Raw genomic sequence first — 21,038 nt, forward strand, 5'->3', positions numbered from 1 at the left:
ATTTCCGCCGCTCGCTTAGACAGATGGAAAGCCCCCTCAAGGAACTGTCCGGCTATTGATTCAAAAACTTCAAACAGCAAATGTAAACCGTGTCCGAGCACCGTGAGACCATGTCCGAGCAGCGACAGCAGGGTATCGCCAAACAGGAACAAGATTGGGATGCCCAACATGATGCCAACTGTTACACTACCAATAAAGCGATACAGGGCGCTGGCGTGAGCAGTCAGCCATGTTATCAAGCAATTCAAATTTTTTCATGATATTTTTCTCGCTATATTAGGTTCAAAGCTAAAGGCTAAAGGCTAAAGGCTAAAAATTGAAATGCCACTTAAACTTAAATGCAAGCTTTTATTGCCCTTCGCCTTTTACTTTTTACCTTTCGCCTGATCTTTCTTTGCTCCAGCGCACAGGCTAGCGGCTACGATGCAAAAGGTCCGCGACGACCCTTTCCATCACCATGCAACGCGAGCCCTTGACCAGAACATTCACGCCAAGCTGAAGCTGCGGAAGCAAGGCTTTAACCAGGGTCTGGCCGTCAGGCAGATGGTGAGCGCCTTCCCCAAAACTTTCCACAGCAAGGCGTGCCAGGTTGCCCACCGCGAAAAGCTCCGCGACACCCGCCGCGCGTGCAGCCTGTCCAGCCTGTCCAGCCCAGATATGCCAGGTATCTGTTTCATCGCCCAGTTCAGCCATATCACCCAGCACCAGGAGCTTTTTGCCCCGCATCGTAGCCAAGGTTTCCAGTGCCGCCGCCAGCGACGAGGGATTCGCGTTGTAAGTATCGTCGATGATGCACGCGCCGCCCGCGCCTGGCCGGGACTGTAAGCGCCCCGCTACCGGCCGCACGGCCGCCAAACCCGCCGCAATCGCTTCCGGCTCAATGTCCAGCACCAGGCAGGCCGCCGCCGCCGCCAAGGCATTCAGGGCATTATGGCGGCCCATGAGGCGCAAACGAATCTGGATCCGCCCCCACAGTGCTCGATGATCAAATCACCGCCGTCTAACCGGGGCTGCCAGTTGCCCCGCACATCCGCGCCTGACTTGAATCCGAAGTGTATACACAGCCTCTCACTCGCCTGTTGCCGCCAGATTGGCAGGCATTCATCGTCACCGTTCAACACGGCGATGCCATTGCCAGCCATTACGGAAAACACCTCGCCGTTGGCGCGGGCGGCACCCTTGCACCCGCCGAACCCGGCCAGATGATCCAGCCCGGCGTTGGTAATCACCGCGATATCCGGCTTTGCCATTTCGCTGAGAGGGGCGATCTCGCCATACCCGTTGGCGCCCAATTCAAGGATGGCGGCGCGATGCGAAGGCCCCAGGCGGAACAAGGTCAGCGGTACGCCAAGCGCATTGTTCTGGTTGCCCTGCGTCGCCAGTACGAGCACCGCCTTGAAGCCATAAAAGATTGGCCATATTCCACCTCCGGATTGTTAATTATTAGTTGATAGTTTGTTTATCTCGGCAAGCAATATAAAAGCAATAACAATGCCAAATCAAGATATTTACTTTAATTTATACAAAACAATGGCTTGTATAAAACCTAGTAATTTAGATGGAAATAAGGTTTGCATTTAAGCTGGATTTATAGGAAAGAGGGGTAAAGAAAGTATGCAGTTATTAGCCGTTTCGGTTGCCGCACTGTGGACATTCGCATTCCCCGAGGACACCATACCAAATCCCTTTGCAGCGGCTGCACCAGTGGCCTTTCAGATTGGCGCTCCCTGATTTTTCAGCCCGTTTGGAATTGCCGAGTTCTTTGTAGCCATGCTTGGAGCTTTTTGGCTTGGTTCTGGATTGCGGAAAATTCACCAAGATGTGCGGCCCGTTTACCGATGGATTGGCTTTATCGTCTTTTATGTCACCGTCTTTTAAGCCTTTGTTAATGGCGATTCGCCCACAACATGAGTGGCCAGTATGCCGTAACGTTTAATTTTATTGGCTAAGCCCACACGGGATAATCCGAGCTCCCTGGCAGCTTTGCTCTGATTCCAGCGAAATTGTTGCAGGGTTTGGGAGATAATTTTAAGTTCCAATTGTTCGATTTTTTCTTTTAGCGTCAAGCCATCAAGTTTTACTGTAGCGATTTCCTTAGGCTTCGCTTTTATCGCACGAATATGTGCCGACATGTTTTCCATGCCCACATAACTGCCATTATCCGTTATCGCAACCATGCGTTTGATTTCATTTTCCAATTCCCTCACATTGCCGGGCCAGTGATGCGACTTGAATTGCTGGATAACGTCTGGGTCAACGCCCAAGATCTTGCGCCCGATACTTTGGGCGTAATAGTTAGCCAAGTATTCCGTCAGCACTTCTACATCATCCGGCCTGTCCCTAAGTGGCGGGATATTCAGTTGAAAGCCGTTAATGCGATAGTAAAGGTCTTCCCTAAAGCGCCCCGCCTTAATGAGCTCCTCAAGAGAACAGTTGGTGGCGGCGATAACGCGCACGTCACAATGGATTATCTTATCGCCCCCTAAAGGCTTGACTTCGCCCTCCTGCAAAAAACGCAGGAGACTGACCTGAAATGACGCTGATACATCGGCTATTTCATCCAGGAAAACGGTGCCGCCGTCTGCGGCAGGCAGCAGTCCAAGACGATCACTGATTGCGCCAGTGTAGGCCCCTTTTTTATGCCCAAAAAGCTCAGAGTGCAATAACTCATCCGACATGCCCCCACAGTTATGCACCAACAGCGGTTGATTGCTCCGGTCACTGCTTTGATGGATGGCAGCCGCCATCAGTTCTTTACCGCTACCCGTAGGGCCTTGGATCAAGATGGGCAGATTGGTCTTGGCCGCCTTTTGGGCCATATTGCACAGTGTCGCCATGCCTTGGCTGCAATACACCAATTTGCCAAACTGGTGGCTGTCTCCCCCGAAATTTTTACGTTGGCCGGTGTATCGGCTTAGCACATTTTCGGCAATCTTGAATTCACGGCTTAAATGCCGGTGGCGAAAGCCAAGCTCGCGGTTCTCCAGCGCCCGTTTGACCAGCAGTTCAATCAATTCAACAGGCCAGGCTTCGGGAAGGAATTGATAAACCGCCGCTTTGTTAATGGCTGCCGTCATTTCCGGGCGGCTTAAATCACCCACCAATAAACGGACTGTTTCGGGGTGGGAAATACGTGCACGGCTTAAATAGGTGATGGCATCAAATTCGCTGGGATGATGCTGGGCAAGGATCAGGTCTATCGGATTTTTATCAAGCAATTTCAATGCCTTGCCTGCATCATTACAGACGTTCGTGCGGTAATGCGCCCCCAAAAACGCGCTGAGCTCTGTTGCGGCTTTTGTCCCATAGCCACAAATCAGGATAGATGAAAGGCCATTGTGCATAAAATTAAAACCCTTGGGTAGTTGGCGCAATAGCGGGGGAACATAGCATCTGATAATCAGGCAGTCAAGTAAGTTGCATAGTTAGTTTACGATTTGAAAAACATCTTGACAGTTTAATGACAAAAGCTCATATTTCGCCGCCAGAACTTACACAAAAAATATTTACCTTAGGACAAAGCGATGGGGCAGAACCTGAACCTGGCAGATCACGAATTCAATCAAGCCTTGAAAATGATTGAAGCAGAAGAAATTGGCCAGGAAGAAAAAGTGGACATGTTGATGCAAATCGCGATGGGCATTCAGCAAAAACCCAAGTCGCCTGGGCAAATCTTGAATGCGGTCAAGCTGTACGAGAAGGCGTTAGAGCTTTGTCCTCAATCTCAAATACTGACAAGGGCGCGTATAGAAGCGCGCAAGGGAACCGCCTATCAAGCAATTCCCGATACCGGAACCGGTTTCTTGTTTAAAGCGCAAGCACAATATGAAGTCGCCTTGCCGGTACTCATTGGATCCGGCCTGCCAGAAGAAGTCGCCGAGGCTGAAATGAATCTGGGCGTGGTCTTACAAGCACTGGCCGGCTTTCAAAAAATCCCCATTACCGAATGTATCTCAGCCTACCAGCGTTCTTTACGTGTATTTGAACGCAACAAGTATCCTACCGAATATGCCATTTTGCACAACAATCTGGCCACGGCTTTTTTATCCATCCCGATGAATGATGAACGCGCCAAAATGCGGGAGGCATTGGCAGTCCAATCCTTTGAAGCAGCATTGGAAGTGGTGAATTTGGTCGATCATCCATCGGAATATGCCATGTTGCAGAACAATCTCGGCAATGCCTTGCAATATGCGTCCAGCAGCCATCCGGTGGAAAATAATTTACGTGCGCTGGAAGCCTACGATGAATCCCTGAAAGTGCGTACCCGTCATGACACGCCATTGGAGTATGCCAACACGATTTCGAACAAGGCGAATTGCCTGCGCAATCTTCCGGATAATCCTGAAAATCCAGGGTCAGGCAACCACGGCCGCTTAATGCAAGCCCGGTTACTGTATCGGGAGGCGCAACAGATATTTGCCGCGTATGGGGAGTTAGGTAAAGAAAATGTCATCAAGGAAGTGCTGCAAGACATTGAGCAAGATTTAGGCACAAGCCAGGCAGGTTCGCGTGGTGGAAAAGGATTTGGCGAAGAACGGGTCTAATTGCCAAAGGATTGATATACGGTAACGATTTAAGATAAAAAAACTAACGACAATCAACAACTTTCTTGGAGATAATTAACGATGTATCTGGTATATGTCCTGCTGGCCCTGGTTGCTGGTGCAATAGGTGGTGCGGTGGGTGGAATAAAAGTAGGCGGTGAACATTTGGGTAACGAGCTGGCGGCAATGATGGGTGGTGCCTATGGCGTTTTGTCAGCTGTGCCGGGCATTGTTGTTGCACTCATCATCCTGGCAATTTTTTAAAGGAAAATAATAATGTTTGAAATGTTTAAGGATGCCTTCACTTTATTCTTGAAAGGCAAGTTGTTCCAGGATTACCACGCCGTATTTCGTCAGGTAGCAATAGGCGCAGGGATCACTGCGCTAACCTGTATGGTGCTGTCAATAATGGGCCTGGCCATGTGGCTGGCAATATTCCTTGCCGCATTCATAGGGGGTGCGCTTCAGCCTTATCTATTTAAAGACCTGAAGTATGAGTAGGCACGAATGAATAATCTGGCTGAAACCATGAACAGTAAAGTAGGCCATAAAGTAGGCCATCAAGAGCCGAGGCCCGTCGAAATCCGTCCAGGCCTTGATGCTTTGCTCAAGGATATTCATGCCTTGGAGGCTTTGGTTGCAGGCTGGAATGAACAGCAGGCCAATACGGTCGAAGCTTTGCGACGGGCCGATGGGGCTTTGCATAAAGAAGCTTTTTCGCGCCTGATCAGGGCGGTTAAACAAGCGCCAGGGGCAATGGCGGCCTTGAAAGAAGCGGTCGGGGACGAGGTGGTTTATGCGGTGTTAAGGCATCTTGAAATTATTAAACCCTCCTTGCATGAACGGGTGGAACAAGCGTTGGAATCCGTGCGCCCTTTTCTGGTAGTCACGGCGGCAATGTGGAAATGGTCGAGATCATAACGCCTGATACGGTCACCATTCGCCTGTTAGGGGCATGCGATGGTTGTCCTGCTTCGGGTTTAACCCTCAGCGAAGGCGTGGAGAAAGCCATCAAGGAATATTGCCCGGAGATAACAACCATTACTAAGGCCAGAGGCGGGGTAACCGCCAAGCCGGTGGATGGCATACCGGTACATTTTGTTAGCCCCTTTGCCAATAGTGAGGATGCGGGGTGGGAGTATGCCGCCTTGCTCGATGAAATCCCTGAACGACAAATCAAAGTGGTGACGGTGGCGGGTAATGAGGTCATACTCAGCCGTTTTGACGGCAAGGTGACTTGTTACCAAAATGCCTGTGCCCACCTCGGTATGCCGCTGGATATGGGTGAAGTGCGAAATGGCATCTTGATCTGCCCGCACCATGCCTTTGAATACTCATTGGAATCAGGCGAATGCCTGACAGCGCCCGAAGTGCAATTACAAACCCACGCAGTCAAAGTGGTGGGAAACAGGGTGGAGATCAGGTTCTCATGAGTACGCAACGCATTACCCTGAAAGTCAGTCCTGATCCCAGCTTGCGCGTTGCCGAAGCCAGCAATGTCCAGCATCAGCCGCTGCTGGAAAATGAACCGTTTGTGGTCATTGGCGCCGAGCGTAACCCACCTATTGTGACGGAGGGTGTCAAGCCCAGTAGCCGATCCTGTTTTGGCCCCAGGGGGGGCGCACTGATGGGTGAAAACGGCCCGTTTTGGTTATGCGACACCGGCCATCACCGTCTATTAGGCTGGCGGCAATTGCCCAAAGATGATCAAACGCCCGCAGACTGGGTCATCGGCCAGCCGACCATACACAATGAAGGGCGCAACGGCAAAGGCGACATCACCGCCGCCACCGTCAATGTGCCGACAGGCATCTGTGTTTGTGGCGATGGTGAACAACCCGGCATGGCCGTTGCCGATGCGTGGAACCACCGGGTGCTGATCTGGAAAACCTGTCCGGAAGATAATAATACGCCTGCTGATATTGTGGTGGGACAGGCGGATTTTAATTCTGGAATAGCCAATCGCGGCCAAGACACAGCGGCTGCAAACAGTATGCATTGGCCTTATGGTGTGGCGTGGCTGGACGGGCACTTGTTGGTTGCGGATGCGGAAAATAGAAGGGTGTTGATCTGGAAGGGATTTCCAGAAAACGACGGCCAGCCAGCGGATTTTGTCCTTGGGCAACATGATTTCAATTGCCGTGATGAAAATGCAGGTGGCGAACCGAATGCGATGAGTATGCGCTGGCCGCATGGCATTGCACTATGGCAAGGCCATTTATGTGTTTCTGATGCGGGCAATAACCGCATTATGGTCTGGAAAGGCATCCCCAACAGCAATGGTGCGGCATGCGAATTTGTCCTGGGACAAAAACAAAGTGATTTGGTAGACCATAATCAGTCATTATATTGGCCACGGGCAAACAGTTTGAATATGCCTTACGCGATCGCTGCGGCCAATGAATGGTTATTGGTAGCGGATACCGCGAATTCCCGTTTGTTGGGCTGGCATATTGACGATCTTGCGACGGATGCTGCCGCCCGCGCCTTAACCGGCCAATTAAATTTTCACCAGAAAGGCGATAATCGCTGGCGGCCTCCAGTGGCTGATTCACTGTGTTGGCCTTATGGAATACAGGCTTGCGGTAATGTGGTTGTCGTGGCGGATTCGGGAAATAACCGGGTTAGCCTTTGGAAACTGGCTGTATGAGCAAGCCAGCGCCTGAAATACAGGCCGACCCATCCCATGACCAGGCTTCGTTAAGCCGGGAAATTATCCGGGTAACAGGCATTGTGCAGGGGGTTGGCTTGCGTCCCACCGTATGCCGCTTGGCAAATGAGGCAGAACTGACCGGTCATGTATTAAACGACGGTCAAGGCGTACTGATCCATGCCTGGGGCAAGCGCTCAGCCATTGATGCCTTTATTATAAACCTGGAAACCCAGGCACCCCGTTTAGCGCGTATTGATTCAATCAAGCGAACTGCACTGGATAGCGCAGAAGCTGCGCCAGCATGCTTTTCTATTGCAGCCAGCGACCGCAATGCCGTACAAACCCACATCGCCCCTGATGCAGCGACCTGTCCGGAATGTATGGCCGATGCGCACGATCCTTTCGGCAGGCGCTTCCGCTATCCATTAACCAACTGTACACACTGCGGCCCCCGCTTTTCCATCGTCAATGCCATTCCCTATGATCGTGCCAATACCAGTATGCGTGATTTCATCCAATGCGGGGAGTGTCAGGCTGAATATGGATCACCGATGGATCGGCGTTTTCATGCACAACCCAATGCCTGTCATGCCTGTGGCCCTCGGGTTGAATTGGCCCGCATTGACGGCAATCCCGTTTGTATGGAAAGCCTGACCCAACTCGATGATGTCGATGCCGCTGCTACGCTTTTACAAAATGGCGAAATCCTGGTTATTAAAGGCTTGGGGGGCTTTCACCTGGCGTGCGATGCCACTAATACTGAAACCGTAGAAAAACTGCGCCAGCGCAAACAACGCTACGGCAAACCGTTTGCTTTGATAGCACGCGATCTTGATGTGATTCAGCGTTATGCAAGGGTCACTGAGCAGGAAAAAGCCTTGTTGGGCAGTGTGCAAGCACCGATTGTTTTGCTTGAAAAAAGTGATCGGCTGCCCCCCGGTAAAAAACGCGGATTCGGTATAGCCGAAGGCCAGCGTGAAAAAGATCTCAATCCGATTTCAGTGGCGGTAGCCCCCGGCCAGAATACCGTCGGATTTATGTTGCCTTATACGCCGCTGCATCAACTCATGTTAAAGCGCATGAACCGCCCGATTGTACTGACCTCGGCCAATCGTTCGGATGAGCCCCAGGTTATTGGTAATCATGAAGTACACGACAGGCTGGGTGATATTGCAGAATATGTGCTCTGGCACAACCGCGACATCGTCAATCGCGTTGATGATTCTGTCGTTCGCATGGTGCTCGGCAAGCCCCGGATTATACGCCGTTCCAGAGGCTATGCGCCGGTGCCGCTGCCTTTGCCGACGGGCTTTGAACACGCGCCGGAGCTATTGGCAATGGGTGCAGAATTAAAGAATACCTTCTGCTTGATCAAACAAGGAAACGCGATTTTATCACAGCATATAGGTGACCTGGAAAATGCAGAAACCTATGCGGATTATCAAAAAAATCTAGCTTTGTATGCCGATCTTTTTCAGCATTCCCCCCGCTTGATTGCTGTTGATGCCCACCCGGAATATCTATCCAGTAAGCTTGGCCGCCTGTGGTCTGGGCAACGTGATTTGCCCATCACGGAAGTGCAACATCACCATGCCCATATCGCAGCTTGTTTGGTTGACAACCACTATCCATTCGATGCGCCACCCGTTTTAGGTGTTGCCCTCGATGGTCTTGGTTTTGGCGAAGACGGTACGATTTGGGGGGGTGAATTTTTACGTGCTGATTATATCCAGGCAGAAAGGCTGGCAACCTTTAAACCCGTTGCCCTATTAGGGGGCGCACACGCTATGCGGGAACCCTGGCGAAACACCTATGCGCACCTCATGGCTGGCATGGGTTGGCCGGTTTATAAGGCCAATTTCAATGAACTTGAATTGACCCGCTTTTTGGAAGAACAAGCCCTGGACACTTTTTCTGCCATGCTGAAAAAGGGGATGAATGCGCCGTTGGCTTCCTCTTGTGGCCGCCTGTTTGATGCCGTTGCTGCGGCCATAGGCATCTGCCGTACGGGCGTAAGTTATGAAGGGCAGGCGGCAATTGAGCTGGAAGCGATCGTAGATCAGGACACCTTGCATCATGAAGATGACAGGCTGGCTTATCCGTTTGCGATCCCTTATTTACCGGGATCAAGGCTTCCATATGTTGAGCCGCTGGCGATGTGGCAAGCACTGCTAGGCGATTTAATCCTGAAAACGCCTGCACCAATTATGGCAGCGAGATTTCATAAAGGCCTGGCCAAAATAATTGCCACCATGGTTCGCAAGCTCACTACGAAAAATGATGAGCGCATCATCAATACGATTGCATTATCAGGGGGTGTTTTTCACAACAAAACGCTGCTGGAGCAAGTGGTTATGCGGCTTGAAAATGATCAATACACGGTGCTGACCCATCACCAAATTCCGGCCAATGACGGCGGCCTCGCCTTGGGGCAGACGGTGATTGCAGCCGCTCAATTAATCAGGAGAAAACAGACATGTGCTTAGGTATTCCGGGGCAGATTGTTGAAATCAGCAATGCTGCGATTAAACAGGCGATTGTCGATGTGGCGGGTGTAAAACGTCCGGTCAATATTGCCTGCATTGTCGATGAGCAACATTCGGTTGACGACTGTGTCGGGGATTGGGTGCTAGTTCATGTGGGTTTTGCGATGAGCCGGATTGATGCAGATGAAGCCGAAAAAACCTTGGCCCTGCTGGCCGAATTGGGTGAAGCACAGGCTGAAATTGCAGCGATGCAAAACTCTGCTGCAATGCGCTAAGGGTATAAAGTAATGAAAGACACCACGCCCCAACTTAAATCGCTGTACCCGTTTCTGCATGGAGAAACAAAAGCAGTGCAGGCTGAGAATAAGGCCTTGTTGGAGTCTGTTAAACAAAAAGCGGCGCATAGTGTTTGCATTAAGCAACAATTTTTTGCGGACAATGCGCAGGCGCTTGTCGATGCAGCCAACGCCATTGCCCAAGTCTATCTTGCCGGTGGCCGCATGTTGTGTATGGGCAATGGTGGGTCGAGTTGTGACGCCGCTCATTTTGCGGTCGAGTTCCAACATCCCGTCACCACAGGAAGGCCGGCATTGCCGGCATTTAATCTGGTGATGGATACGGCCATGTTAAGTGCGGTAGCGAATGATGTCGGCTTCAAACACGTTTTTGTCCGGCAGTTGGAAGCACATGCCTCAGCAAAAGACGGGCTGATGGGTTTTTCTACCAGTGGCAATTCAGGCAATCTGTTGGCAGCGTATCGCAAAGCAAAGGACATGAGGCTGGTTACCTTGGGGCTGGCAGGTGGCGATGGCGGCGTCATGGCATCCTGTGGCCTGGTTGATCATTGTTTGGTGGTGGCAACCGATTCCATCCACCGTGTTCAGGAAGTGCATGTAGCGGCCTACCATATTCTCTGGGATCTGGTGCATACCTTGTTGGCGGATCGCCGTGGCAATATACAGCCAGCCAGTTTTGAGAGTAAAACAACATGAAATATGTCGATGAATTTCGTGACCCTGTAAAGGCCAAATGGCTCAATCAGGAAATTTCCACTTTAATTGATCAGCTTGGCGTTACCGAGCAAAACCCGCTTCAGTTGATGGAGTTTTGTGGCGGGCATACGCATACTATTTTTCGCTATGGCATCGGACAAATGTTGCCCAAAGGAATAGAACTGGTGCATGGCCCAGGTTGTCCCGTGTGTGTTTTGCCCATGGGACGGGTTGATGACTGTGTCGCGCTGGCTGAACTTCCCGAGGTGATTTTCACTACCTTCGGCGATGCGATGCGCGTACCTGGATCGAGAAAAAGCCTGTTGCAGGCAAAAGCGGATGGCGCGGATGTTCGCATGGTGTATTCGCCGCTGGATGCATTGGCGCTGGCGAAGAAAAACCCGCAACGTGAAGTGATCTTTTTTGCGCTGGGTTTTGAAACCACTATGCCATCAACGGCCCTGACCGTACTGCAGGCAGAATCTGAACACGTCACCAATTTCTCGTTATTTTGCAACCATATTACAACCGTCCCAACCATCAAGGCGATTCTGGACTCCCCGGACATGCAAATAGATGGTTTTCTGGCGCCGGGCCATGTCAGCATGGTTGTTGGCGAACGGCCCTTTGATTTTGTTGCCCGGCATTATGGAAAGCCGATCGTGATTACCGGTTTTGAACCGCTGGATATTCTGCAAGCAATCTGGATGTTGCTGAAGCAACTGCATGAAAAACGCACCGATGTGGAAAATCAGTACGCGCGTATTGTATCGCCTGGGGGGAATGAGCCTGGTTTAGAGGCGATTTCCAAGGTCTTTGAGTTACGCGAATACTTTGAATGGCGAGGTCTGGGTTCAATTGACCATTCCGGAATCAAAATGCGTGATGCGTATGCCGCTTATGATGCCGAGCGCAAATTTGCGGTTCCAAATATCAAGATTGCCGACCCTAAGTCTTGTCAATGCGGTGAAGTGCTAAAAGGTGTTATCCGTCCTTGGGAATGCAAGGTCTTTGGGACTTCCTGTACGCCAGAAACGCCTATGGGCGCATTAATGGTTTCCAGCGAAGGTGCCTGCGCGGCTTATTATAACTTCGGTGACCTGGATGAATTAATTCAGCGCCGTCAAAGCGACAAGGTGCTGGACGTATGAGTCAACCAAACCCAACCGCGATGAAATCCATGTCTCACATCAGGCAACGGAGTGGCAAGACAAACGCAAAAACCATCACCTTGGCACATGGTAGTGGTGGCAAGGCCATGCGCGACCTGATTGATGATGTATTCGTCAGCACCTTCGATAACCCTGAGTTATCCAAGCTGGAAGACCAGGCACGTTTTGATCTCGCTACCCTGCTTAAATTGGGTGACCGATTGGCCATGACCACCGACTCCTATGTGGTGGATCCCTTGTTTTTCCCCGGTGGCGATATTGGTAAGCTTGCGGTCACCGGAACGGTCAATGATCTTGCGGTGGGTGGCGCTATACCCTTGTATCTAACCTGTGCAATGATCATTGAGGAAGGCTTTCCCGTAGATGATCTTCGGAAGATTGCAAGGTCGATGAAACGTACCGCTGATGAAGCGGGCATCAGCATAGTGACAGGCGATACCAAGGTGGTGCATAAAGGCGCGGCAGACAAGCTGTTTATCAATACTGCCGGCATTGGCGTAATACCCAAGGGGATACAAATTCATGCCGGCCGCGCCCAAGCAGGCGATGTCATTATTATCAATGGCTACATTGGCGATCATGGCGCGGCTATTGTCGATGCCCGTGGTGAGATGTCCTTACAAAACACCATAGAAACCGATTGCCAACCGCTGAACTCACTGATACAGGCGATGCTGAAAGCCTGCCCTACTATCCATTGCCTGCGCGATGCGACCCGAGGCGGTATTGCCACGGTACTGAATGAATATGCCCAGGCGAGCAATGTCTGTATGCGGTTGAATGAAGCAGCACTGCCCATCCGTGATGAAGTGCGTGGCATGTGTGAAATCCTTGGGCTTGATCCGCTTTATTTGGCGAATGAAGGCAAGTTGGTTGCGATTGCGCCTGCTGAATCAGCCGATGCGGTCATCGCTACCATGCAAGCCCATCCTGCCGGCGTACACAGTGCGGTGGTGGGTGAAGTGACGGCGACACCCGCATCCGGTGTGATCCTTACAACACTGTTTGGTGGTCAACGCATGGTTGATATGTTGGTCGGTGAGCAATTGCCGAGAATCTGCTGACAGTGGATACGCAAGCGCTTCAAGCACAGCAAGGGTCGTCTATTACGGTCAGCGAGGAGGGCAATAAAATCAGCCTCGCACTGCTGGTCTTGAAGACTTTCATCAGGGTGATTCCTGGTGGGGATGTACGGTTGGGTTTCGTGCGATGCAACGGGTTGGGCCACTCAGCGACACCTTTCAGGTGACTCATTTTGATAAACCGATGATACCAGGAGAATTACCCTATGCATGAGCTTGGCATTACCCGCAATATTGTTGCCATTGTCAGCGAGCATGCCGGTGAAAACCAGGTTAAACGGGTCTTGCTGGAGATTGGCAAACTGTCGGCCATTATGCCCGATGCGATCCGCTTCTGTTTTGAAGTCTGTAGTAAAGACACCCCCCTGGAAAATGCAGAATTACAGATCAACGAAGTGCAAGGTATTGCCCAATGTCAGGCGTGCGGCGCAGAATTTGAAATTGACCAATTATTTGGGCGATGTGGCTGTGGTTCTAACCATATCCGGTGCATCACGGGCGAAGAAATGAAAATCAAAGAAATGGAGATACTCTAATGTGTACTATTTGCGGATGTTCCGACGGTGCCAAGGCAACAGTGACCGATCTCGAAACGGGTAAAACCGTAGAACTTGCCCATGATGGCTCTCATCATGACCATAATCACGATCACGATCATGGACATCCGCACCATAGCCATGACCACGGGGACAGCCATGCGCATCATCACGACGGCCATGCCCACACCCATGCTGCAAGGCATGGGACGACCCTCTCGCTTGAGGCCGACATTTTAGCCAAAAACAATCGTTTGGCAGAGCGTAACCGGGGCTGGTTTGAAGGCAGGGGCATCCTATCGTTTAACTTGGTCAGCTCACCCGGTTCTGGCAAAACAACCTTGCTGGAACGTACCATCACAGACTTAAAGGGCGAGCTTCCCATCAATGTTATCGAAGGCGACCAGGAAACCCTTAATGATGCCCAACGCATCAAAGCCACGGGTTGTAAAGTCGTACAAATCAATACGGGTACAGGCTGTCATCTGGAAGCCGATATGCTCGCACGCGGTTTAAAAGACTTGAATCCGCCACCAAATTCCATCGTGATGATCGAAAATGTCGGCAATCTGGTCTGCCCGGCTTTGTTTGACCTTGGGGAAAATTGTAAAGTGGCGATACTTTCAGTAACCGAAGGCGAAGACAAGCCCATCAAATATCCCCACATGTTCCGTGCCGCACAAGTGATGCTGCTCAATAAAATTGATTTGTTGCCGCATCTGAATTTTGATGTTGAGGCCTGTGTCAACTATGCCAAAACGGTTAATCCTGATATCCGGATATTTCAATTATCCGCCATTTCGGGCCAAGGCTTGGATGAATGGTATGGCTGGCTAAAAAAACAGCTTAACGCCCAACAAGGGGTAACCGCCTAATGGCCAGCGTGTTGTTACTGGGTTTTTTGATTGGCATGCGCCACGCGCTGGAGGCTGATCATGTGGCGGCAGTCGCCACATTAGCTATGCGCACGACAACCGTAAAACAGGCGATAAAACTGGGTTCAATCTGGGGCTTGGGACATAGCTTAACCTTATTCCTGTTCGGCTCGGTGGTTTTGCTAACGGATTTGTTTGTTCCTGAAGCGATGGCTGCATGGCTGGAATTCGGTGTCGGCATTATGCTAATTCTTTTGGGCCTGGATGTGCTGCGCCGGTTACTCCGTGACCGCATCCACTACCATGTCCATCAACACGAAGCACCACAACGGTATTTATTTACTTCCCCCTTTGAAAAAGGGGGATCGAGGGGGATTTTATCTAACAAATCTCCCCTAACCCCTCTTTTTCAAAGAGGGGGACTGAATAATGACCCACAACGTCATTTCCACGCCCATTCGCACACTGACAAAGCTTTAAAAAACGATCCCCATCAGCATCAACACCAACACCCCAATCAATTGTACTATCGGGCACTTTTTGTAGGGATATTACATGGCATGGCTGGCTCAGCCGCTTTGATACTGTTAACACTGGAAACCATTAAATCGCCCTTAATCGGGATCATCTATATAGCACTCTTTGGCTTTGGCTCCATTGCTGGAATGGCTGTCTTATCTTATGCTATTTCCATCCCATTACGCGCCTCAGCAACCGTCATGACCCGCATGCATAACGGACTACAGTTGATGATAGGCGTATCCACCGTAATAGTGGGTAGCTTCGTTATACTGGGTGTCTAAGCACAAACCGCCGAAAATTAGGGTACTGTACACTTTCGTCCGTAAATATACGCCAAGGTGAAGATACAGAGGTTATACCAATCCCCAATAAGTTCTCATTGATACCTTCTCCAAAGGGAGAAGGTCAGGATGAGGGGATTCATATAACAACTTATTGGGATTAGTATTACACTCACACCATGTAAAGCCAAATACTGTCCGAAAAACATATTTAATCTTTGTTTCCGCACATAGTGACAAACCGGCAGTGTTTTTCGCACATAATTTCTATGGTTTTACATCCAGAACAGCGACCCGAGCACATGACGGGAAACAAGTGTTTTCCGTATATTCACCTAATTCGTTGTAAATAAATGTAAAAGACTATTTATACTGCCGTATATTTACGGACGAAAGTGTACAGCACCCTGACTTCGCCAGCACCTCGCCACCGTTGTCAGCGGCTGAACTCAATCGTTAACAGTATTCAAAAAAATTACATGCCTATGAACTTACCACAGGTTACCAAATCGAAATTTTGAATTGATAACCTGGAGAGCTGGTATGCAAACAGAAATCACGAGTTTTTGGGAATGGCAGCAACACTTTTCGGATGAGAAGAAGTGTCTTCAAGCCCTTATTAAACTGAGGTGGCCTGATGGCTTCCGTTGTGGTTGCTGTGCCCATTAAAAAGGCTGGTTACTGCAAACCCGCCACGTCTATGAATGCGCCGGATGCCACCACCACACCTCGGTAACGGCCGACACCTTATTCCACAACACCAAACTGCCTTTGGTAAAGCGGTTCTGGTGCATCTACTGGATGTCGTCGGACAAGGGGCAGCATATCGGCCTTGCGCTTGACCAAGCTTATCGGCGTATCCTGGATAACAGCCTACCGGATGTTGCGGAAGTTACGGGTTGCGATGGGCGACCAGAACCGCGTTTACCAATTGACCGGCTTTATCGAACTGGACGATGCCTTTGTTGACGGCAAGCAGGGACGGGGCGTCGACGGCAAGACGGCCATCCTGTTGGCCTGTGAACACAATAACGGCAAGCCGGGCTTTGTCGCCATGAAAGCTGTGGGGCAAGTGACGCAGGACAGTGTCAAGGCCTCTTTGCTCAAGAGACCATTGCGCCCCAGCAAACGCTGCATACGGACGCGTTTGCCGCACTCAGGGTACTGGCCGAAGGCCATCATCATATCGCCAAAGTCACGCCGCCCGAATTGGCTGATGAATGGTTGCCTTGGGCGCATGTGGTCATCAGTAACTTCAAGAGCTACCTGCTCGGCACCTACCACGGCGTGTCAGGGCGCTATGTGCAGGAATATCTCGATGAATTCTGTTACCGCTTGAACAGGCGCTTCTGGGAAAACCAAATCCCCAATCGCTTGTTGAAACTTTGCATCAGTCACCAACCAGTTATACTGCAACCTGTGGCTTGTTAATAGCCATGAAAAATTATTGCACCGGCTCACCGGCTGGTTTGGGTCGAAAGCAGCCTTTCACCGTCATATTTGATACCAACATAAATTTACGATTGCCTGATTAAGACTGGGTTTTTACACTTGATTACAGAAGTTTTTCACTAAAACCTACATCAATACCATATTATCCCTATGGATCATTTCTGAATCATCCGCATAACCTAGTATCTTCTCAAACTCGGAACTACTTTTACCTGCGATAAGGCCCGCATCTATCTTGCCATAATTAATGAGACCCCGGGCTATTTCCAGGCCGCTTTCATCGACACAGGATACCAATTCGCCCCGTTCAAACCGGCCCGATACGGATTTGACACCCACGGCTAACAAGCTTTTGCCATCACTTTTTAGCACTTTGACCGCGCCAGCATCCAACACTAACTGCCCTTTAACCTGTAACTGGCCTGCTAACCAGCGTTTTCTGGCGACTAAAGGTTCTATATCCGGCAAGAAGTGCGTACCGATTTCTTCTCCCGATATAACCTTGGTAATCACATCGTCAACCACACCTGGGGCAATGATGGTTGCAGCGCCTGACCTGGAAGCCAGTCGCGCCGCCCGTACCTTGGTGTACATGCCACCACGACCCAGTCCACTGCGGCTCTCGCCCGCCATTTTTTCCAGGCGGTTATCATTGACGCTGATTTGCGAAATCAATTCGGCATCGGGGTATAAGCCAGGATCGCCCGTATATAAACCTTTTTGGTCGGTCAAAATAATGAGCAGTTCAGCCTCAACCAGATTAGCAACCAAAGCCGCCAACGTGTCATTATCGCCAAAACGAATTTCTTCCGTGGCAACCGTATCGTTTTCGTTAATCACCGGAACCACGCCAAATTTGAGCAAGGTCAACAAGGTGCTACGGGCGTTGATATAACGCTGCCTGTCGGTGAGGTCGTCATGGGTGAGCAATACTTGCGCTGCGTGCAGGCCGTGCTGCTGAAAATTGTCATCGAACACACGCACCAGCCCCATTTGACCCACTGCGGCGGCGGCCTGTAATTCGTGCAGGGTTTTAGGCCGGATTTTTAACCCTAAGCGGCTCATCCCCTCCGCAACCGAACCGGATGATACCAAGACGACATCAACTGACTGCTGTTTTAAGCCGACCATCTGGCTAACCCAAGCGGTAATCGCGGACTTGTCTAGCCCTTGCCCACCCTTAGTGAGCAAAGAGCTGCCTATCTTAATTACGACTCGTTTGACGTTTTTAAAATCAGCCCTGCCCACTGTCTTTCCGTCGTTGTTGTTCCAAAAAGCCCATGATGGCAAACATCAATTCTTTAGTGCCTCTGCCGTTAATGGCCGAGATTTTAAATACTGGGGCCCTCCATTTTAGGTCTTTAATAATTGCCTGGCAGTATTCGTCTTTTTCTTCATCTTGCAATACGTCTATCTTATTCAGCACCAACCAGCGCGGTTTGCTGATTAACTCATCACTCCATTTTTCCAGTTCATGGATGATTTTCTTCGCCGATTGGACAGGCGTATCCAGGCTTTCATAAGGTTTGACATCAATTATGTGGAGCAATAATCCCGTCCGTGACAAGTGCTTGAGGAATTGCAGCCCTAATCCCGCACCTTCCGCAGCCCCTTCGATCACGCCGGGAATATCGGCAATTACGAAACTGCGTTGCTCGTCTATGCTGACTACACCCAGATTAGGATGCAATGTGGTAAAAGGATAATCGGCAACCTTGGGTGTCGCAGAGGAAACCGCGCGTATCAAACTGGATTTTCCGGCATTGGGCATACCCAACAACCCCACATCGGCGATTAAGGTCAGTTCCAGGTTGAGCATCCTATGCTCGCCTTCCGTCCCTTTGCTGGCTTTCTGCGGCGCCCTATTGATGCTGCTTTTAAATCGCGTGTTGCCCAGGCCATGAAAACCACCTTTGGCAACCAGCAATGTTTCGCCAACTTTTGTCAGATCACCGATCAATTCACCGGTGTCGGCATCGGATACCAGCGTACCTAGCGGCACGGGCACATAACAATCCTCGCCTTTTCTGCCGGTACAATTACGACCCATTCCGTTTTGCCCACGCTCTGCCCTGTGTACCGTATGAAAACGAAAATCAGCCAAGGTATTCACGTTCTCAACAGCTATCAGGTAGACACTACCGCCATCGCCACCATCGCCGCCATCAGGCCCACCCATCGGGATATATTTTTCGCGGCGAAAACCTATGGCACCATTACCGCCATCTCCGGCTTCTACACGAACGATTACTTCATCAACAAACTTCATAATTCCATTGTTGTGGTATTTTCAACCCGTAAAAACAAAAAAAGCCCCGTCACTTGATGAGCGGAGCTTTTTGTAAAATAGAACCTGTTGCAAATGCAACAGAATGCCTTATCCAGCCAAAATACTGACAAACTTACGGCTTTTAGGGCCTTTTACTTCAAAAACGACTTTACCGTCAGCGGTTGCAAACAAGGTATGGTCTTTTCCACAACCCACATTGACACCGGGATGGAAATGGGTGCCACGCTGACGGACAATGATGTTCCCTGCTATGACTTTTTCACCGCCAAAACGCTTCACGCCTAATCTTTTTGCATTGGAGTCGCGCCCGTTACGGGTGCTGCCTCCAGCTTTCTTATGGGCCATCTTTAACTCCTGCCTTTAAGCGGAAATGCCAGTAATCTGGACTTCCGTATAGAACTGACGATGCCCCATGTGTTTCATATGGTGCTTACGTCTTTTGAATTTAATGATCTTGATTTTTTTATGCCTGCCTTGGGACAACACAGTCGCCGTAACCTTAGCGCCTTCTATATAGGGCACACCGACTTTAACAGCGTCACCCGACTGGAACATAAGTACCTTATCGAACTCAACGCTATCACCCGCGCCAAGCTCAAGTTTTTCTACCTTTAAGAACGTACCTTCCTCAACGCGGTACTGTTTACCACCTGTTTGAATTACCGCATACATCGGCCACAACTCCGTAAAGTATTAACTTACTAAAATTAACCTATAATTGTATTTTTAAAACAGGGCCACGTCAAATCAATATTCTATTAACTTGGTTGGCAACGCAAAGGTCTTTAACAACACTGCCCATTGAGATCGTCAATAAGGCAACTCAATTAGGCTGGGCTATTCAGCTTGTGTTCAGTTATAATGGCGCGTTTGATTTTTGTAGTGTTTGTTGCACTTCGGCTTGCTTACTTCGTACTAAATAATGGCATCAAATTTACTTACCAGCGCACCAGATCCCATTGACTTTGAGTCTATAAAGCGATTGACCGCTGACGAAGCCAAGGCCGTTGATGCGCTGATTATCGAGCAGCTTAGTTCGGATGTGCTGCTCATCAATCAGATGGGACATTATATAGTCGGTAATGGCGGAAAACGGTTACGCCCCATGCTTTTATTGCTCGCCGCCAAAGCATTAGGCCGAATCGATCACAATCATCTGGCGCTCGCCGCAGTGATTGAATTTATCCACACGGCGACGCTACTGCACGATGACGTAGTAGACGAATCAGACCTAAGACGCGGCAAACAATCTGCCAATGCGGTGTGGGGCAATGCGGCTAGCGTACTGGTGGGCGACTACCTTTATTCCAGCGCTTTTGAGATGATGGTCCGCACCAACATTATGCGTGTTATGGAAATCCTCTCCAAAACGACCACAGCCATTGCCGAAGGCGAAGTGTTACAGCTTCTTAACTGCAACAACCCTGAAACAACAGAAGAAAAATATCTGGAAGTGATTTCCAGGAAAACGGCCATCTTGTTCAACGCCGCCACAAGATTAGCCGCAGTAGTGTCCAATGCCAGTGCTGAAATTGAAGAAAGGCTTTCCCAATACGGGCAACATCTGGGCATTGCCTTTCAATTAATAGACGATGCCTTGGACTACAAAGCCAATAAAGAAGATCTGGGCAAAAATCTTGGCGACGATCTCGCCGAAGGCAAACCCACCTTGCCATTGATTTTCGCCATCAAAAACAGCAATCAGCCCGAAGCCAATGTTATTATTGATGCCATAAAAAATGGCAATCGTGACGCGTTCAATGAGGTCTACGCCATCGTAAAAAGCAGCAAAGCGATTGAATACACCGAACAACGTGCCAATGAAGAAGCCCAAAAAGCAATGGCTGCGCTAGACGTTTTACCGGAAAGTGAGTTCAAACAAGCCTTACTGGCCTTGGCGAGTTTTTCCGCCCAACGCAGTTATTAAACGCCTTGCCACGAAGACTAAAATCACTGCCGTAGGCTTGAAGGGATAGCCAACTATAATAAATTTGACATTTTCTCAAAATATGCTTCTAATAGCCTTAAGATTGGCTTAAGAATAAAAGTTAGCGTAAAAAATAACAAAAAAAGCTAAACCTATCGGAAGGTAGGGGCAGAAAGTCGCGGATCCAGAATGATGGAAAGCCGGACTGCCGAAAGTGACATCG

General features: G+C 49.9%; 24 protein-coding genes, 1 pseudogene and 1 riboswitch. Of the genes and pseudogenes, 16 read left to right on the top strand and 9 right to left on the bottom strand.

Going from position 1 to position 21,038, the window contains the following annotated elements; all coding sequences use genetic code 11:
• The 4 genes from ACLQ6D_RS09820 to ACLQ6D_RS09835 form a co-directional block, all read right to left on the bottom strand.
• Window positions 1–239, bottom strand: a 239-nt coding sequence (locus ACLQ6D_RS09820; protein WP_411727106.1) for a hypothetical protein, incomplete at its 3' end; no start/stop codon positions are given.
• A gap of 172 nt (window positions 240–411) precedes the next feature.
• Window positions 412–942: a glutamate ligase domain-containing protein gene (locus ACLQ6D_RS09825; RefSeq protein WP_411727107.1), complete on the bottom strand. Its 531-nt coding sequence runs from the start codon at window positions 940–942 to the stop codon at window positions 412–414.
• Window positions 921–1,391, bottom strand: a complete 471-nt coding sequence (locus ACLQ6D_RS09830; protein ID WP_411727108.1) for a Mur ligase family protein — start codon at window positions 1,389–1,391, stop codon at window positions 921–923. The genes ACLQ6D_RS09825 and ACLQ6D_RS09830 overlap by 22 nt, the downstream gene beginning before the upstream one ends.
• A gap of 483 nt (window positions 1,392–1,874) precedes the next feature.
• Complete coding sequence (locus ACLQ6D_RS09835; RefSeq protein WP_411727109.1) at window positions 1,875–3,344, bottom strand: sigma-54 dependent transcriptional regulator; 1,470 nt, start codon at window positions 3,342–3,344, stop codon at window positions 1,875–1,877.
• 180 nt (window positions 3,345–3,524) lie between these two features.
• Here ACLQ6D_RS09835 and ACLQ6D_RS09840 point away from each other — a divergent pair, with 180 nt between their 5' ends.
• The 11 genes from ACLQ6D_RS09840 to hypE all read left to right on the top strand — a co-directional run bounded on the left by ACLQ6D_RS09840 (window position 3,525) and on the right by hypE (window position 12,914).
• The gene (locus ACLQ6D_RS09840) at window positions 3,525–4,547 is read left to right on the top strand and encodes a hypothetical protein (protein WP_411727110.1); all 1,023 of its coding nucleotides are present in this window, start codon (window positions 3,525–3,527) and stop codon (window positions 4,545–4,547) included.
• Window positions 4,548–4,628: 81 nt separating this feature from the next.
• Window positions 4,629–4,811 (top strand): hypothetical protein, encoded by a 183-nt coding sequence (locus ACLQ6D_RS09845; RefSeq protein WP_411727111.1) that lies wholly within the window; start codon window positions 4,629–4,631, stop codon window positions 4,809–4,811.
• Between the two features lie 12 nt (window positions 4,812–4,823).
• Complete coding sequence (locus ACLQ6D_RS09850) at window positions 4,824–5,048, top strand: hypothetical protein (protein WP_411727112.1); 225 nt, start codon at window positions 4,824–4,826, stop codon at window positions 5,046–5,048.
• A gap of 6 nt (window positions 5,049–5,054) precedes the next feature.
• Window positions 5,055–5,468, top strand: coding sequence for a hypothetical protein (locus ACLQ6D_RS09855; RefSeq protein WP_411727113.1), 414 nt, complete (start codon window positions 5,055–5,057; stop codon window positions 5,466–5,468).
• Window positions 5,453–5,980 (top strand): Rieske 2Fe-2S domain-containing protein, encoded by a 528-nt coding sequence (locus tag ACLQ6D_RS09860; protein WP_411727114.1) that lies wholly within the window; start codon window positions 5,453–5,455, stop codon window positions 5,978–5,980. Before ACLQ6D_RS09855 ends, ACLQ6D_RS09860 begins: the two co-directional genes overlap by 16 nt.
• On the top strand, window positions 5,977–7,197 hold the full coding sequence (locus tag ACLQ6D_RS09865; protein WP_411727115.1) for a hypothetical protein: 1,221 nt from the start codon (window positions 5,977–5,979) through the stop codon (window positions 7,195–7,197). Before ACLQ6D_RS09860 ends, ACLQ6D_RS09865 begins: the two co-directional genes overlap by 4 nt.
• The gene (hypF, locus tag ACLQ6D_RS09870; RefSeq protein WP_411727116.1) at window positions 7,194–9,686 is read left to right on the top strand and encodes a carbamoyltransferase HypF; all 2,493 of its coding nucleotides are present in this window, start codon (window positions 7,194–7,196) and stop codon (window positions 9,684–9,686) included. Before ACLQ6D_RS09865 ends, hypF begins: the two co-directional genes overlap by 4 nt.
• The gene (locus tag ACLQ6D_RS09875) at window positions 9,677–9,961 is read left to right on the top strand and encodes a HypC/HybG/HupF family hydrogenase formation chaperone (protein ID WP_411727117.1); all 285 of its coding nucleotides are present in this window, start codon (window positions 9,677–9,679) and stop codon (window positions 9,959–9,961) included. The genes hypF and ACLQ6D_RS09875 overlap by 10 nt, the downstream gene beginning before the upstream one ends.
• Window positions 9,962–9,973: 12 nt before the next feature.
• Window positions 9,974–10,678, top strand: a complete 705-nt coding sequence (locus tag ACLQ6D_RS09880) for an SIS domain-containing protein (RefSeq protein ID WP_411727118.1) — start codon at window positions 9,974–9,976, stop codon at window positions 10,676–10,678.
• Window positions 10,675–11,829, top strand: coding sequence for a hydrogenase formation protein HypD (hypD, locus tag ACLQ6D_RS09885; RefSeq protein WP_411727119.1), 1,155 nt, complete (start codon window positions 10,675–10,677; stop codon window positions 11,827–11,829). Before ACLQ6D_RS09880 ends, hypD begins: the two co-directional genes overlap by 4 nt.
• Window positions 11,830–11,849: 20 nt before the next feature.
• Window positions 11,850–12,914: a hydrogenase expression/formation protein HypE gene (gene hypE / locus ACLQ6D_RS09890; protein WP_411727120.1), complete on the top strand. Its 1,065-nt coding sequence runs from the start codon at window positions 11,850–11,852 to the stop codon at window positions 12,912–12,914.
• 19 nt (window positions 12,915–12,933) lie between these two features.
• Here the strand turns inward: hypE and ACLQ6D_RS09895 are convergent, their stop codons facing one another.
• Window positions 12,934–13,104: a hypothetical protein gene (locus ACLQ6D_RS09895; RefSeq protein WP_411727121.1), complete on the bottom strand. Its 171-nt coding sequence runs from the start codon at window positions 13,102–13,104 to the stop codon at window positions 12,934–12,936.
• 34 nt (window positions 13,105–13,138) lie between these two features.
• Between ACLQ6D_RS09895 and ACLQ6D_RS09900 the strand changes: the two genes are divergently transcribed.
• The 4 genes and pseudogenes from ACLQ6D_RS09900 (at window position 13,139) to ACLQ6D_RS09915 (ending at window position 16,577) form a co-directional block, all read left to right on the top strand.
• Window positions 13,139–13,468: a hydrogenase maturation nickel metallochaperone HypA gene (locus ACLQ6D_RS09900; protein WP_411727122.1), complete on the top strand. Its 330-nt coding sequence runs from the start codon at window positions 13,139–13,141 to the stop codon at window positions 13,466–13,468.
• Window positions 13,468–14,343 (top strand): hydrogenase nickel incorporation protein HypB, encoded by an 876-nt coding sequence (hypB, locus tag ACLQ6D_RS09905; protein ID WP_411727123.1) that lies wholly within the window; start codon window positions 13,468–13,470, stop codon window positions 14,341–14,343. Before ACLQ6D_RS09900 ends, hypB begins: the two co-directional genes overlap by 1 nt.
• Window positions 14,343–15,146: a hypothetical protein gene (locus ACLQ6D_RS09910; RefSeq protein WP_411727124.1), complete on the top strand. Its 804-nt coding sequence runs from the start codon at window positions 14,343–14,345 to the stop codon at window positions 15,144–15,146. The genes hypB and ACLQ6D_RS09910 overlap by 1 nt, the downstream gene beginning before the upstream one ends.
• Before the next feature lie 543 nt (window positions 15,147–15,689).
• Window positions 15,690–16,577, top strand: a pseudogene (locus tag ACLQ6D_RS09915) (IS1595 family transposase).
• A 147-nt stretch (window positions 16,578–16,724) separates the two neighbouring features.
• Here ACLQ6D_RS09915 and proB read toward each other — a convergent pair.
• The 4 genes from proB to rplU form a co-directional block, all read right to left on the bottom strand.
• Window positions 16,725–17,846 carry a glutamate 5-kinase gene (gene proB, locus ACLQ6D_RS09920; protein ID WP_411727125.1) on the bottom strand — a complete coding sequence of 374 codons (1,122 nt, stop codon included), beginning with the start codon at window positions 17,844–17,846 and terminating at the stop codon, window positions 16,725–16,727.
• Complete coding sequence (gene cgtA / locus ACLQ6D_RS09925) at window positions 17,833–18,867, bottom strand: Obg family GTPase CgtA (RefSeq protein WP_411727126.1); 1,035 nt, start codon at window positions 18,865–18,867, stop codon at window positions 17,833–17,835. Before cgtA ends, proB begins: the two co-directional genes overlap by 14 nt.
• 108 nt (window positions 18,868–18,975) lie before the next feature.
• On the bottom strand, window positions 18,976–19,233 hold the full coding sequence (gene rpmA / locus ACLQ6D_RS09930) for a 50S ribosomal protein L27 (protein WP_411727127.1): 258 nt from the start codon (window positions 19,231–19,233) through the stop codon (window positions 18,976–18,978).
• Between the two features lie 15 nt (window positions 19,234–19,248).
• A complete protein-coding gene (gene rplU, locus ACLQ6D_RS09935) occupies window positions 19,249–19,560 on the bottom strand; it encodes a 50S ribosomal protein L21 (protein ID WP_411727128.1) in 312 nt (103 codons plus the stop codon).
• Window positions 19,561–19,846: 286 nt separating this feature from the next.
• Between rplU and ispB the strand changes: the two genes are divergently transcribed.
• Entirely contained in the window at window positions 19,847–20,815 is a 969-nt protein-coding gene (gene ispB, locus ACLQ6D_RS09940; RefSeq protein ID WP_411727141.1) for an octaprenyl diphosphate synthase, read from the top strand.
• Window positions 20,816–20,950: 135 nt separating this feature from the next.
• Window positions 20,951–21,028: riboswitch (cyclic di-GMP riboswitch) on the top strand.
• Window positions 21,029–21,038: the final 10 nt, after the last annotated feature.

The organism is Methyloglobulus sp. (assembly GCF_046714055.1).
Lineage (GTDB): Bacteria > Pseudomonadota > Gammaproteobacteria > Methylococcales > Methylomonadaceae > Methyloglobulus.

Coding starts and splice junctions, on each gene's coding strand:
- ACLQ6D_RS09825 (WP_411727107.1), bottom strand. CDS start 942: ATGGGCCGCCATAATGCCCTGAATGCCTTGGCGGCGGCGGCGGCCTGC.
- ACLQ6D_RS09835 (WP_411727109.1), bottom strand. CDS start 3,344: ATGCACAATGGCCTTTCATCTATCCTGATTTGTGGCTATGGGACAAAA.
- ACLQ6D_RS09840 (WP_411727110.1), top strand. CDS start 3,525: ATGGGGCAGAACCTGAACCTGGCAGATCACGAATTCAATCAAGCCTTG.
- ACLQ6D_RS09845 (WP_411727111.1), top strand. CDS start 4,629: ATGTATCTGGTATATGTCCTGCTGGCCCTGGTTGCTGGTGCAATAGGT.
- ACLQ6D_RS09850 (WP_411727112.1), top strand. CDS start 4,824: ATGTTTGAAATGTTTAAGGATGCCTTCACTTTATTCTTGAAAGGCAAG.
- ACLQ6D_RS09855 (WP_411727113.1), top strand. CDS start 5,055: ATGAATAATCTGGCTGAAACCATGAACAGTAAAGTAGGCCATAAAGTA.
- ACLQ6D_RS09860 (WP_411727114.1), top strand. CDS start 5,453: ATGGTCGAGATCATAACGCCTGATACGGTCACCATTCGCCTGTTAGGG.
- ACLQ6D_RS09865 (WP_411727115.1), top strand. CDS start 5,977: ATGAGTACGCAACGCATTACCCTGAAAGTCAGTCCTGATCCCAGCTTG.
- hypF (WP_411727116.1), top strand. CDS start 7,194: ATGAGCAAGCCAGCGCCTGAAATACAGGCCGACCCATCCCATGACCAG.
- ACLQ6D_RS09875 (WP_411727117.1), top strand. CDS start 9,677: ATGTGCTTAGGTATTCCGGGGCAGATTGTTGAAATCAGCAATGCTGCG.
- ACLQ6D_RS09880 (WP_411727118.1), top strand. CDS start 9,974: ATGAAAGACACCACGCCCCAACTTAAATCGCTGTACCCGTTTCTGCAT.
- hypD (WP_411727119.1), top strand. CDS start 10,675: ATGAAATATGTCGATGAATTTCGTGACCCTGTAAAGGCCAAATGGCTC.
- hypE (WP_411727120.1), top strand. CDS start 11,850: ATGAAATCCATGTCTCACATCAGGCAACGGAGTGGCAAGACAAACGCA.
- ACLQ6D_RS09895 (WP_411727121.1), bottom strand. CDS start 13,104: ATGAGTCACCTGAAAGGTGTCGCTGAGTGGCCCAACCCGTTGCATCGC.
- ACLQ6D_RS09900 (WP_411727122.1), top strand. CDS start 13,139: ATGCATGAGCTTGGCATTACCCGCAATATTGTTGCCATTGTCAGCGAG.
- hypB (WP_411727123.1), top strand. CDS start 13,468: ATGTGTACTATTTGCGGATGTTCCGACGGTGCCAAGGCAACAGTGACC.
- ACLQ6D_RS09910 (WP_411727124.1), top strand. CDS start 14,343: ATGGCCAGCGTGTTGTTACTGGGTTTTTTGATTGGCATGCGCCACGCG.
- cgtA (WP_411727126.1), bottom strand. CDS start 18,867: ATGAAGTTTGTTGATGAAGTAATCGTTCGTGTAGAAGCCGGAGATGGC.
- rpmA (WP_411727127.1), bottom strand. CDS start 19,233: ATGGCCCATAAGAAAGCTGGAGGCAGCACCCGTAACGGGCGCGACTCC.
- rplU (WP_411727128.1), bottom strand. CDS start 19,560: ATGTATGCGGTAATTCAAACAGGTGGTAAACAGTACCGCGTTGAGGAA.